At 39.2% G+C, this 12,454-nt stretch carries 12 protein-coding genes and 2 pseudogenes; 10 read left to right on the top strand and 4 right to left on the bottom strand.

What is annotated here, in order from left to right; all coding sequences use genetic code 11:
• Positions 1–277: 277 nt before the first annotated feature.
• On the top strand, positions 278–1,936 hold the full coding sequence (locus tag I6F53_RS19235) for a KAP family P-loop NTPase fold protein (RefSeq protein WP_197193204.1): 1,659 nt from the start codon (positions 278–280) through the stop codon (positions 1,934–1,936).
• A 104-nt stretch (positions 1,937–2,040) separates the two neighbouring features.
• On the opposite strand, the pseudogene I6F53_RS20880 reads toward I6F53_RS19235, so the two are convergent.
• A pseudogene (locus I6F53_RS20880) lies at positions 2,041–2,225 on the bottom strand (hypothetical protein); the annotation flags it as partial.
• 214 nt (positions 2,226–2,439) lie between these two features.
• Between I6F53_RS20880 and I6F53_RS19230 the strand changes: the two are divergent.
• The 3 genes from I6F53_RS19230 (at position 2,440) to I6F53_RS19220 (ending at position 4,039) form a co-directional block, all read left to right on the top strand.
• Positions 2,440–2,946, top strand: a complete 507-nt coding sequence (locus I6F53_RS19230) for a DUF3087 domain-containing protein (RefSeq protein ID WP_149603194.1) — start codon at positions 2,440–2,442, stop codon at positions 2,944–2,946.
• A 34-nt stretch (positions 2,947–2,980) separates the two neighbouring features.
• Positions 2,981–3,430, top strand: coding sequence for a low molecular weight protein-tyrosine-phosphatase (locus tag I6F53_RS19225; protein ID WP_197240820.1), 450 nt, complete (start codon positions 2,981–2,983; stop codon positions 3,428–3,430).
• Positions 3,431–3,529: 99 nt separating this feature from the next.
• The gene (locus tag I6F53_RS19220; RefSeq protein ID WP_197240819.1) at positions 3,530–4,039 is read left to right on the top strand and encodes a hypothetical protein; all 510 of its coding nucleotides are present in this window, start codon (positions 3,530–3,532) and stop codon (positions 4,037–4,039) included.
• A gap of 67 nt (positions 4,040–4,106) precedes the next feature.
• Here the strand turns inward: I6F53_RS19220 and I6F53_RS20780 are convergent.
• Positions 4,107–4,211, bottom strand: a pseudogene (locus I6F53_RS20780) (hypothetical protein); the annotation flags it as partial.
• 106 nt (positions 4,212–4,317) lie between these two features.
• Complete coding sequence (locus tag I6F53_RS19210; RefSeq protein WP_197240818.1) at positions 4,318–5,430, bottom strand: energy transducer TonB; 1,113 nt, start codon at positions 5,428–5,430, stop codon at positions 4,318–4,320.
• Between the two features lie 250 nt (positions 5,431–5,680).
• On the opposite strand from I6F53_RS19210, the gene I6F53_RS19205 reads away from it, so the two are divergent.
• The 6 genes from I6F53_RS19205 to csrA all read left to right on the top strand — a co-directional run bounded on the left by I6F53_RS19205 (position 5,681) and on the right by csrA (position 11,753).
• The gene (locus I6F53_RS19205) at positions 5,681–6,304 is read left to right on the top strand and encodes a GTP cyclohydrolase II (RefSeq protein WP_197240817.1); all 624 of its coding nucleotides are present in this window, start codon (positions 5,681–5,683) and stop codon (positions 6,302–6,304) included.
• An 81-nt stretch (positions 6,305–6,385) separates the two neighbouring features.
• Positions 6,386–7,174 (top strand): BPSS1780 family membrane protein, encoded by a 789-nt coding sequence (locus I6F53_RS19200; RefSeq protein ID WP_007378958.1) that lies wholly within the window; start codon positions 6,386–6,388, stop codon positions 7,172–7,174.
• Positions 7,174–7,626: a regulatory protein RecX gene (locus tag I6F53_RS19195; protein WP_121954069.1), complete on the top strand. Its 453-nt coding sequence runs from the start codon at positions 7,174–7,176 to the stop codon at positions 7,624–7,626. The genes I6F53_RS19200 and I6F53_RS19195 overlap by 1 nt, the downstream gene beginning before the upstream one ends.
• A gap of 19 nt (positions 7,627–7,645) precedes the next feature.
• Positions 7,646–10,246, top strand: coding sequence for an alanine--tRNA ligase (gene alaS, locus I6F53_RS19190; RefSeq protein WP_166376508.1), 2,601 nt, complete (start codon positions 7,646–7,648; stop codon positions 10,244–10,246).
• A 6-nt stretch (positions 10,247–10,252) separates the two neighbouring features.
• Positions 10,253–11,470, top strand: a complete 1,218-nt coding sequence (locus I6F53_RS19185) for an aspartate kinase (protein WP_101217461.1) — start codon at positions 10,253–10,255, stop codon at positions 11,468–11,470.
• A gap of 91 nt (positions 11,471–11,561) precedes the next feature.
• A complete protein-coding gene (gene csrA, locus I6F53_RS19180) occupies positions 11,562–11,753 on the top strand; it encodes a carbon storage regulator CsrA (RefSeq protein WP_004587515.1) in 192 nt (63 codons plus the stop codon).
• Positions 11,754–11,803: 50 nt separating this feature from the next.
• Here csrA and I6F53_RS19175 read toward each other — a convergent pair whose 3' ends face one another.
• A complete protein-coding gene (locus I6F53_RS19175) occupies positions 11,804–12,271 on the bottom strand; it encodes a YcxB family protein (RefSeq protein WP_007583811.1) in 468 nt (155 codons plus the stop codon).
• Positions 12,272–12,454: the final 183 nt, after the last annotated feature.

Genomic DNA, 12,454 nt, shown 5'->3' with positions numbered 1-12,454 from the left:
CCCCTTGTACATACAGCATCTACTTAAAAAAAGTGTGCTTGGATACCATTCAGTTTCTGAGAATAGAAAGTCAGGGCCTTATCTACGGAGCAGTATTAAATACTAGACGCACAGGCAAGCTCACTGACTTCGATGTGATAAATGATAGCTAATCATTTATCAATGAGAGATACAAGGCGCATAGCTTGCTGGCGCGTCGGGCGTTAGCCCGAAATAAATGCAACTGTTGATAATTCGATATTGGACTATGTAAAAAGGACTATTTAAAGGGAATTAAATGAAAGAGATTAAAGAATTCAATTGGAGTAAAGCAACTAAGCCTCCATTAGAAGAGTATTTTCCTGCAGATAAATTAGATCGTGCTCGCTACGCAACTTTCTTATCAAGACTATTGGCTCAAGAAGGGTTTGACGAAACCAGACCTGATGAAGACCAAAAGAAAAACTATGTATTAAACTTAAATGCAGAATGGGGGGCAGGTAAAACCTACTTTCTTAAACGTTGGTCGCAAGAATTAATAGTAGATTACCCTGTAGTTTATATTGATGCATGGCAGCAAGATTATTCAGACGACCCATTTTTAACTGTAATTGCGGGTATCATCAAGCAGCTTCAACTTCAGGCGAAGTTTAATATAACAATACCTAAAAGCGCAGTTTCGATGTTTAAGGCTGTTGCGCCTGCTATTGCACAAGGTTTAGCTAAAAAAGTATCTGGTATAGATTTAGATGAGCTACACACATTACTATTTTCTGATGATGAAATTGATAACGAGCAAAAGCAAAGCTCCAATAAATCGACTGGTAGCGACTTTTCACCGGCAGTGAAGGCGCTTGCACAAAACTTGATTAAAGATCACGAGGCTAAAAACAAAAGCGTTGAAGTTATAAAGTCTAAGTTAGCTGATTGGGTCAGTAAGTTTGAAGAGCAAAAAGATAAGTCGTTACCCATATTTATTTTTATTGATGAATTAGATCGTTGTCGCCCAAGTTATGCAGTAGAAATGTTAGAGACGATTAAACATATTTTTGATGTAAAGGGGATCGTGTTTGTTGTGGCTACGGATACCGAACAGCTCCAACATACAATTAAATCAATTTATGGTGAAGGATTTGATGCAAAGGTTTATTTAGGCCGCTTTTTTAATAGTCGCTATAGTTTAAAGCGTCCTGCTTTGAAGGATTTTTTATTAGTACATAGCGATACGACTAAATTTGAATCTACGTACTTAGAAAGTAAAAATATTGAGCTTCTCCCTCGAACAGAAACACCTGAGATCGCTGTAACTAATATTTCAGTTGTTTTAGATGCGTTTCAGGTATCAGCAAGAGCAGCAATTCAAATTACTGAGCGTATAACCGCCATTATTGTTCATTTACAAAGTGGTAAAAAAGTAGACGTACTTGTGCTAGCTGTTTTATTTTGTATCTATGAAAAAGATCATTCTCTTTATGAAGAGATCATAAGTGGCCGTTTTAAACGTGAGGGGAAAGATACTACAGATAAGTTTAGAAACATCAGTCTAAGTGAATTTCTAGAAGAAAAAATCCCAGACGTTAATATTTCAGCTGAACTAATGTATGAAATTGCCCCCCAATTTTACACAGATAAATTGACTAATAAACCAAATAGTTATTCTAAAGGAAACTACCGAATTTCATTATCTGAATTTATAGAAAAAGTTTTTTGTAAGATATTTAATAGCTTAGAAAGTTATTTTGTCGGATTTTTAGATCTTAATCATGAAGATGATACTTCTGAATTACAAAAAGCTGAGAGTGAATTAGCCGAACAGCCACGTGGAATTTCTGATGAAAAAACAATCCTTTGGATAAACTATATTTATATTCACGATGGATATAGCAGAATAACTAAAGAGCACTATCGTGAATTTATAGAGCTTTCATCACCATTAGATTACATGGGCGATAGCTAAAGTATCCTGCAGTAACATTTAACTATCTCTGTGCGGCGCTAAGCGCCTCTGTGTTGTCGGTGGTAATTCTCTATTTAAATTACCACCAACCTCAACTGGACCAATTACCTAAGCCCACACATCTTAACCCCATTTCCCGCATGTTTAAGCGCAATAATCTGCCCTTACCGTTATGCGCCATGGCCAACATATCACCCGTATTTATATCGCTTTCAACCGCGTGTTTACCCTTTAAATCACTCAAGAATGACTGCTTAATTTGCACTAGCACCTCAAGATTACAGCCAGCAGCTGCGCAGTTGATGTTTTAATAAATACTGGGTTGTTAGGTACTTCAAGTGTGTGCATAACCAGCTCCAAATTTTATAGATCACTACAATTAAGGTGTTTTCAAAGCTATAACGGGTGGCAAATCAAAAAGGGGTGAAATAATTTTATAAAAAATGTGGGGTTTAGTTACAATAGCCATTCGCAAATATTAAAACTTAACTTTTTAGGCTGTTATGCAACTCATTGAAATAAATAAAGCGCGTTATCGTAAACATTTAAACCGTGTTATTGCAGGGTGTGGTATTGGTTTGGCTGTAGGCAGCTTGGCTATATCGCAAACGCTGATTGCTTTATTTCCTGATGAAAGTGGTAGCCATTTTCACTGGAACTTAATAGGTGTTGCTATTACAAGCGTTGGGCTTGCGTGGTTACTTAATAAATACCGTACTCATACGTTTATGACAGAAGTTGTTTATGTGTGGGAACTTAAAAAAGCACTTAATAAAATAACCCGTAAAATGGCTAAGTTAAAAGCTGCTGGCCGTGAAGGGAATGCCGATGCGTTATTAGCGATCCATTATAGTTATGCGGGCTCTCGGTTATTGTGGCAGCTAGACGATAACCTAATCACTATGGACGATTTAGCCATTAAACAAGCTGAGCTTGAATCTGTTGCAGCGCAACATAATGTAACGCTTAACGTTGAAGATTACGACGCAAGTATTTTAAAACAGTTTTAAAACATAGGTTTTTAAATTAGTTAGAGAAGCCTTAATGAAAAAAATACTCATAGTGTGTTTAGGTAATATTTGCCGCTCGCCAACCGCAGAGGCGGTATTAAAAGCCCGTGCTAAAAAACTAGGCGTTAACGTTAAAGTTGATTCGGCAGAGACTATTGGTTACCACGAAGGTAAAACGCCTGATAGCCGCTCAATGGCAGCAGGGGAGAAGCGCGGTTATAGTTTTAAAGGTATTTATTCGCGCAAAGTACGCAGTAGCGACTTTACTGAGTTTGATTTAATTTTAGCGGCCGATACACAAAATTTAGCTGATTTAAAAGCCCAGTGCCCTGAGCATTTACGCTATAAGCTGGCGCTGTTTTTAGAATACGGCGAGCAAGCCCAAAGCGCTATTCCCGATCCTTATTACGGCGGCGATGATGGCTTTGAAAATGTGCTCGATTTAATTGAAGCGGCAAGCGATAAAATACTCGCTAAAATTTAATCCCTATTTTATTACTAAAGCTAAATTTAACGAGCTTTTTGTCGTATTGCATGGCGTTCCTAAAGTAAGTACATTTTATGCTTACTCAAAGGGAACTTTATGAAAATAAAAATATTACTACTCACTTTATCTATCGCTTCTTGTTCTACTTTTGCTAACGATTTTAGTTTTTCGATTGGGGGTGGCTATCCTTATTTGATTATTCCTGAAGTGTCTTTATCGGCTAACGATGATACACAGCGCTGGTATGCAAACTACAAAATAGGCCTTGATGATGGTTTTTCAGCAGGTTTTGAACAAGCGGTAAGTGATAATAAAAAACATGCTTTTGGCGCGCTTGTAGGTGCAATTGGCGCAAGAGATACAGACCAAGAGTGTGAAAGTTCAACAAATGATGTAGCAACTGACTTTGCTAATACGCTAGGTTGTGTAATTGGCGGTATTTTTGATGAAGAAACAACAAACGGCATAGGGCTTACGTACAGCTACAACTTTAATGGATTGAACCGCGCTGGTTTTAGATTAGAGCTAGATGTGGGCTACGGTAAAGCAAGCGATAGCAATGAAAAAAGAGCCGATGGCGGTATTAGCGTAAGTTACGAATTTTAACTACGTGTGTTTTGTATTAGTTAGTTTTAAAAAAGGCGCATAAAGCGCCTTTTTTAATGAGCCGCTTTTAGTGGCGGTTAATTTTAAAGTCGAGTTGTACCTGAGAAGTAGCGCTAACGGGTTTGCCATTTTCGAACTTTGGTGAGTAACGCCATTGCTCAACAGCCGCTTGGGCTAACTTTTCATAATAATCCCTATTAACTTTTAAATTAAAATTAGGTTGACGTAATTACAACAGTTTCTTATTAATATAATTTTTGACTGAATGGTAAAACTACTTAAAGGCGTTCAAAATACAGTTCAGCTTGAGTTGTTGCATTTACAGGTTTTCCATTTTTAAACTTTGGAGCGTAACGCCATTGTTTAACAGCGGCTATCGCTGATTTTTCAAACGCTTTAGAACCTTCAGAACTAATAACCTTAGGATTTTTCACAAAGCCATGGGTATCAACAGTAATCTCTAATATAACTATTACATGACTTTTAGTTTCACCGCGAGGGTATATAGGCTCGGTTATGTAGAGTGGATTTTGCTCTGAGGTATTTTTCCAGTGCGTATTTTTAGCAAAGGCTAAGGCGTGTTTAGTCGCTTTATCGCTTTCATCTTGTTTTTCATATAGCTGAACTAAACCAATATGAGCATCAAGCTTAAAGCTTTGATCTAAATTTTTATATTTATCAAATAAGCCAACTATACGGTTTAGCCTTTTAGTTGCTTTGTCGTAATCTTTACGGCCACTCTCAAATGAAACCATTAAAAGGTCAGACTTTATACGCTCTACTGCATTATCAGGTAGCTGGGCTTGGTAATATTTATCTGCATCTTGAGCGTATATTTTCGCTAAAGAATATTCGCTATGGCTAAACCCATAAAGTAATGTTTCTGCAGCTTCAAATTGCATATTGGCGACAAGGCCTGGGTTATTTTGTAATTCAGCGATTTTAATGAGTTGCTTAAAGTTTTTGACTGCGGTATCTGATTTATTCGTATGAGTTGCTTTGGCTAGTAGCGTATCCATAGTCTCTATTGAGTTTTCGCCATAGTTTTTAACTAAAATACGGTGGGCCTGTGAATACAAATCAAACCGTTTCTCTTCATTACCATACCCTATAGCCACAAGGTTCTTTGCAACATAACTGTTGATGGCTTTAGCGTAGTTAATAGCAAGCTTTGCCGTTTCATTGCTATTTTCTCCATATAGAGCGAGCCCTTTTTGATAAGCAAGTTGTGCTTCTTTTTCAGCTTGTTGTTTGGCTGCAACGAATGCTGAGTCAGTTTCTTCGGCGTTTGCAGATACAACTTGAATGCTATTTACTTGGTTTGCGAAAGTGTAGTTAGCAAAGGCTAATAAGCTTAATCCTATTGATATGGCGAGCTGTTGGTGCTTCATAATAATCCCTATTATTTATTAGCCCATAAAATTACCAAAACTATCAAGGCCTGTCATTATTTTAGTAAATTAAAGTAAACAAGCGAAGTTGTAATATTCGGGTTATTAATTGCTTAACAATCATTGAAAATAACGCCTGTCGTCGCCATATAATTGCCATAAACAGTCTTGTACTACGGTGTATTTATCCTATTTTGTGATATTATCACTTTATTGTCGTGTCGTAGTTATTTAAATATTTGGATTTGTCGTGGCGCAAGTAAGAGCAAGAGTCCAGCTTAATGTTGGCAGAAATAGTGATATCCCTGCAGAAATAATCTCATTTACTGATTTAAAAGATGGTAAAGAACATATTGCTATGGTGTTTAACAACGCTGATACAGAGCAAGATGTACCGCTTATTCGAATGCATTCTGAGTGTTTAACAGGTGATGTATTTTACTCATCGCGTTGTGATTGCGGCGAGCAGCTAAATGAATGTATTGAAATGATGCACGAGCAAGGCGGTATTTTATTGTATTTACGCCAAGAAGGTCGTGGCATTGGTTTATACAACAAAATTGATGCTTACGTACTGCAATCGCAAGGTATGAACACCTACGAAGCTAATAATCATTTAGGCTTTGCTGATGATTTACGTGATTTTTCGGATGCTGTGTTAATGCTTAATGCGCTTAATTTAAGCCACGTTAAATTAATGACCAATAATCCTAAAAAGCTTAACGCATTAAAAGATGCCGGTATTAATGTTGACTCGGTTGTGGGCACGCATGCGCACATTAAAGCGGGTGTTGCGGGTAATAAATCGTACCTAGAAACAAAAATTAAATATGGCGCGCATATGTTAGATATTAAGAAAATTAAAAAACCTTAATCATTTAATTACGTTTCGTCTATTAATACCCCCTCACGCCAAGTTATACTTGGCGTGTTTCGTTTTAAATTAAGAGCAAGTATGTCTACACAATTACGAATTTTTAAAGCCGATGCAGGGCTAAAGTGGTTAAAAGCCGGATGGCTTATTTTTAAAACCCAGCCAGCAACCTTTATTTTTATGCATTTATTTATTGGTATTGTAGGGCTGCTGTCTTTATTTTTACCGCTGCTGCAAGTAGTAGCAGCACTAGCTACGCCATTTTTAACCGCAGGGTTTTACCAAGCGGTGCTTAGTAAGCAGCAGGGCGGAAAAATTATGCTAGCCGATATTCTCAAGCCATTTACGGCTAAGGGAAATCGTTTAGGGTTATTGCGTTTAGCACTTTATCAGATGGGTGCGGGCATTTTAATGGCGTTACTTGCTAATGGCTTATTTGCCGATGCAGTAGCTGTTATGAGCCAACCAGGACTAGATCCAAACGTAGCACTTGAACAAATGCTTGAGAGTATTTCGGGCGCGAATGTCATTTTGTTTTTTATGGCAATGCTAATTTATTTAACGGCGTTTGCTTACGCTGTACCGCTTGTTTATTTTAGTAAAGAAACACGTATTTTAACGGCGCTTAAAAAATCGTTAATGGTGTTTTATCATAACATTTTGCCACTTGGCGTTTTTGGCCTTATTTGCGCATTATTTATGGCGCTTTCGATGTTCTTATCGTTCTTACCACTGTTGATTTTAATGCCGATTTGCTACATTAGCTTTTTTGTATCTTATCAAGCCATTTTTATGCCTGTTGTACCACCAAGTGACGACATTAATGTTAAGCCACTTAGCAGTGAAACAAGCGGGCGTTTTGACGCTTAATGGATGATAAATTAAAGCAAAAACTAAAAAACTATGTACTTTGGTTACTAGGGCGCCAAGAATATTCGCGTCGTGAGTTAACGCTCAAATTACAGCAAAAAGAAGCTACAGAAGAGTTTATTGAAACGCTGCTTGATTGGTGCGAAAAGCATAATTTTATTAACGAGCAGCGATACTGTGAAGGCTTTGTAAGAAAACACATATTTAAATGCCACGGGCTTAAGCGAATACAAAGCGAAGCTATGGGCAAAGGGATTGATCGTTCGCTACTTGAATTGGTAGTTGAAGAGCTTGAAGTAGATTGGTTTGAGCTTGCGCAGGATGCGTACAATAAAAAATATTCAAATACACCGCCAGATCTCGATTACAAAGATAAAGCTAAGCGCGTGCGCTACTTAATGTATCGGGGTTTTAGCTACGATGAAATTAATTTTGCAATGCAAGCACAGTAAATACAGGTGAGACTTTCAAATGCAGCACATGACTACCGCACAAATTAGGCAACAGTTTTTAGACTTTTTTGCCAGCAAGCAACATCAAATAGTACCTTCTAGCTCGCTTATACCGGGTAACGATGCCACGTTGTTATTTAACAATGCCGGCATGGTGCAATTTAAAGATGTATTTTTAGGCGCAGAAAGCCGCCCTTATACACGTGCGACAAGCTCGCAGCGCTGTGTACGTGCTGGCGGTAAGCATAACGATTTAGAAAACGTAGGCTACACTGCTCGCCACCATACATTTTTTGAAATGTTAGGTAACTTCAGCTTTGGTGATTACTTTAAGCAAGACGCGATTAAGTTTGCATGGGAGTTTTTAACTGAGGTAGTAAGCCTACCTAAAGAAAAACTTTTAGTAACTATTTATCATGATGATGAAGAAGCGTTTGGTTACTGGGCTAACGAAATTGGCTTACCTGAAGACCGCATTATTCGTATTGCGACCTCAGACAACTTTTGGTCTATGGGCGATACTGGCCCGTGTGGTCCGTGTTCTGAAATATTTTATGATCACGGCGAGCATATTTGGGGCGGGCCTCCGGGCTCTCCTGAGGAAGACGGCGACCGTTTCATCGAAATTTGGAACCTTGTATTTATGCAATACAACCGTCAAAGCGACGGTACAATGTTGCCTCTACCTAAGCAATCTGTTGATACGGGAATGGGCCTTGAGCGTATTTCTGCTATTTTGCAGGGCGTGCATTCAAACTACGAAATCGATTTATTTCAAGGCTTAATTGCTGCTGCTGCAAGTGTTACTAATGCACAAGACATGGACGACAAGTCACTACGTGTAGTGGCCGATCATATTCGCTCGTGTGCGTTTTTAATCTCAGACGGTGTTATGCCATCTAACGAAGGCCGTGGTTATGTACTACGCCGTATTATTCGTCGTGCTGTACGCCACGGTAATAAGTTAGGTGCACAAGGTTCGTTTTTCTATAAATTAGTTGCTGCGCTAATTGAGCAAATGGGTCAAGCGTATCCTGAGCTTGCTAAGCAACAAGAAATTATCGAAAAAGTATTACGCATTGAAGAAGAACAGTTTGGTAAAACACTTGAGCGTGGCTTAGCTATTTTAGAAGAAAGCTTAAGCGACCTTAAAGGCGATATTATACCGGGCGACTTAGTATTTAAGCTTTACGATACGTATGGTTTCCCTGCTGATTTAACAGCTGATGTTGCGCGTGAGCGCCAGATGACGATTGATCATCAAGGCTTTGAAGAGTGCATGGCTGTACAACGTAAAACAGCGCAACAAGCGGGTAAGTTTGGTGCAGATTATAACGACCAATTAAAATCAGATAAACACACTGACTTTAAAGGTTACGACAGCACGCATTACAGCGCGACCGTTATTGAAATTTTTGCTGGCGGCGAAGCTGTACAGTTATTAGAAGATGGTCAAAAAGGTATTGTAGTACTAGACCGCACACCGTTTTACGCAGAATCTGGCGGCCAAACGGGTGACACCGGTACTATTACAGTTGCTGGTGGCGAATTTAACGTTACTAATACCACTAAGCTTGGTAATGCTTTTGCTCACCACGGTACAGTACAAGGCCGTATTGGTGTTAACGATAAAGTGGATGCAACTATTGATGATACGCGCCGCGACAGCATCAAGAAAAACCATACCGCTACGCATATTTTACACGAAGCACTACGCCAACTATTAGGCGAGCATGTAGGTCAAAAAGGCTCACTTGTTCAGCCAGATCGTTTACGTTTTGATTTTTCGCATTTTGAAGCCGTAACTAAAGATGAGCTACGTGAAATTGAGCGTGTAGTTAATGACGAAATTCGTCGTAACTTTGCACTTAATACTGAGCTTATGGCTATTGATGATGCTAAAGCGAAAGGTGCTATGGCGTTGTTTGGCGAAAAGTACGATGACGAAGTACGTGTAGTAACTATTGGTGACTATTCTATTGAGCTTTGTGGTGGTACGCACGTTGAGCGCGCTGGCGATATTGGCTTATTCAAAATAGTATCTGAAAGCGGTATTGCCGCAGGTGTTCGCCGTATTGAAGCCGTAACTGGTGCAGAGGCTGTAGCGTACGTTAGCGAGCAAGAGCAACAACTTAGCGATGTTGCAGCTTTAGTTAAAGGCGATAGCGCATCGGTACTTGAAAAAGTAACTGCGTTGCTTGAAAAATCTAAAGGCCTTGAAAAGCAAATTGCACAGCTTAGCGATAAGCTAGCAAGTGCAGCGGGCGCGTCTTTACTTGACTCAGTTGTAGAAATTAATGGCGTTAAGTTACTTGTAGCTAACGTTGAAGGGACTGAATCTAAAGCGCTTCGCGGTATGGTTGATGACCTTAAAAACAAGATTGGCTCAGGTGTTATTGCGCTGGGTGTTGCCAGTGGCGACAAAGTAAGCCTAATTGCCGGTGTAACTAAAGACTTAACAGGTAAAGTAAAAGCCGGTGAGTTAGTTAACCATATGGCAGGTCAAGTAGGTGGTAAAGGTGGCGGTCGTCCAGATATGGCACAAGCTGGTGGTAGTGAGCCACAAAATCTTGCTGCTGCACTAGATAGCGTTACAGCTTGGTTAACTGAGCGTACTTAAGCCTAAGTGGCGCTTATTGTTCAAAAATTCGGTGGCACTTCGGTCGGCTCAATAGAGCGAATTGAAGCGGTCGCCGACCTTGTTGTTAAAACCAGACAACAAGGACATCAAGTGGTTGTGGTTCTCTCTGCTATGTCGGGAGAAACCAACCGCTTAATTAACCTCGCCAAACAAATTGATACTCGCCCGAGTAGCCGTGAACTAGATGTACTTATTAGCACCGGAGAGCAGGTTTCTGTATCACTGCTTGCTATGGCTATTATCAAACGTGGTCATTCAGCTGTAAGCTTATTAGCCGATCAAGTCAATATTCTAACCGACAATATGTTTGGTAAAGCCCGTATTGAAGACGTTGCCGCTACACGTTTAAAGCATGAGCTTGAGCATAACCGCATTGCTATTATTGCTGGCTTTCAGGGGCGTGACGTTGAGGGCAATATTACAACGCTTGGACGCGGCGGCACCGATACATCGGCTGTAGAAATAGCAGCGGCTATAAAAGCCGACGAATGCCAGATCTATACAGACGTTGATGGCGTATATACTACAGATCCTCGTGTTGAACCTAACGCGCGCAGAATGAGCCAAGTTACTTTTGCCGAAATGCTAGAGCTGGCAAGTTTAGGCGCAAAAGTTTTGCATATTCGCTCGGTAGAAGCTGCAGGTAGACACAATGTGCCACTTAGGGTGCTTTCTAGTTTTAATCCTGATGAAGGCACATTAATAAGTTTTGAGGAGAACGATATGCCAAGCAAGGTGGTATCGGGGATTGCGTTTAATCGTGACGAATGTTTAATTAAAGTAGATGGTGTGCCAAGCGGTACGCAATATCTTTCAAAAATATTGAAACTTTTTGCTGATAATGGCATCGAAATAGATATGATTAATCAAGTTAATCATATCTTTGAAAAAATAGACTATGCTTTTACTGTGCACTCGAATGATTATCTGCAAGCACTTGAATTATTGAGCGAAGATCAAGCTCAACTCAGTGCTCAAAATATAAGCGGATTACCAACAGTAGCTAAAGTTTCTGCTGTTGGAATGGGTATGAAATCGCATTCTGGTGTAGCAAGTTTATTTTTTGATGCATTAGCGCAGGAAAATATTAATGTAGTTTTAGTCTCGACTTCTGAGATTAAAATTTCAGTTTTAATAGATGAAAAGTACCTAGAGTTGGCAGTTCGTGCATTACACAAAGCATTTTTAACAGAAAATGGATAGATTGAGAGTTTTTACTTACTTTTCAGTCTAATTTTCATTAGTATGTTTAAGCGGAATCTTATAATTTTTATTGGAACATGGGAGCAAGAGAATGCTAATACTAACTCGTAGAGTAGGTGAAACCCTAATGATTGGTGACGAAGTAACAGTTACTGTTCTAGGTGTTAAAGGAAATCAAGTTCGAATCGGTGTTAATGCACCAAAAGACGTATCAGTGCATCGTGAAGAGATTTACATGCGCATACAAGCTGAAAAGTCGAACCCTAATCCGGGCAATGCTTAATCAACACGTATACGTAGTTGAGTAATTAGCTCAACTAGACTAAAAGCCACTCACTGAGTGGCTTTTTTGTTTATAAAAGCGAGTGTTTCTGGGGTTAGTATTTGTTTTGAAATGTACTGCATTCCGCTTTTATTTTTAATAATAATACCTTGCTGAGTATCTATTACTTCGCTTATGTCTTGCCAAGTTAGCTGAAAGCTTTTGTAATGATTAGCCGATTTAATGCCTTCTTCATCAAAGGTAAGTGTTACCTCAGAGCCTGACGCTCTGCTGAGCATTTGTCTGGTTACCCACCAAGGTCTGCGATAGTAAAAAGCGACGCACTCTAGTACACCTAGCATGATCATAAATGATCCTAAGTAATGATCGTTTAAAACATAAATGCCAAATAAACCAAGCGCAACGAGGAGTACAAGTAAAAAGTACTTAGGTTTGGCGCGCTTACTGTACGGGAGTGACTCATCAAAGCACTCGTAAAAGTAAGGTTTATCTAGTGTGTAGGTTGTTGTAAATGCCATATTGCCTTGCTTTAAATATCGTTTTTTTTATTTTAACAAGCTAACCGCTAAATGAGCAGCTTTATAGTCAGTGATTTTATTACAGACACAAAAAAACGGCCCTAAGGCTAACACCATTCAGTTAAGCATGTTTTGACTTAATGGTGTACCGAGTTTTTGAAATTCGAACGGTCCTACTTTTGG

It is taken from the genome of Pseudoalteromonas sp. SWN29, from assembly GCF_015864465.1.
Taxonomy (GTDB): domain Bacteria; phylum Pseudomonadota; class Gammaproteobacteria; order Enterobacterales; family Alteromonadaceae; genus Pseudoalteromonas.
This window is presented reverse-complemented; position numbering and strand designations above follow the sequence as displayed.

Coding starts and splice junctions, on each gene's coding strand:
- I6F53_RS19235 (WP_197193204.1), top strand. CDS start 278: ATGAAAGAGATTAAAGAATTCAATTGGAGTAAAGCAACTAAGCCTCCA.
- I6F53_RS19230 (WP_149603194.1), top strand. CDS start 2,440: ATGCAACTCATTGAAATAAATAAAGCGCGTTATCGTAAACATTTAAAC.
- I6F53_RS19225 (WP_197240820.1), top strand. CDS start 2,981: ATGAAAAAAATACTCATAGTGTGTTTAGGTAATATTTGCCGCTCGCCA.
- I6F53_RS19220 (WP_197240819.1), top strand. CDS start 3,530: ATGAAAATAAAAATATTACTACTCACTTTATCTATCGCTTCTTGTTCT.
- I6F53_RS19210 (WP_197240818.1), bottom strand. CDS start 5,430: ATGAAGCACCAACAGCTCGCCATATCAATAGGATTAAGCTTATTAGCC.
- I6F53_RS19200 (WP_007378958.1), top strand. CDS start 6,386: ATGTCTACACAATTACGAATTTTTAAAGCCGATGCAGGGCTAAAGTGG.
- I6F53_RS19195 (WP_121954069.1), top strand. CDS start 7,174: ATGGATGATAAATTAAAGCAAAAACTAAAAAACTATGTACTTTGGTTA.
- alaS (WP_166376508.1), top strand. CDS start 7,646: ATGCAGCACATGACTACCGCACAAATTAGGCAACAGTTTTTAGACTTT.
- csrA (WP_004587515.1), top strand. CDS start 11,562: ATGCTAATACTAACTCGTAGAGTAGGTGAAACCCTAATGATTGGTGAC.
- I6F53_RS19175 (WP_007583811.1), bottom strand. CDS start 12,271: ATGGCATTTACAACAACCTACACACTAGATAAACCTTACTTTTACGAG.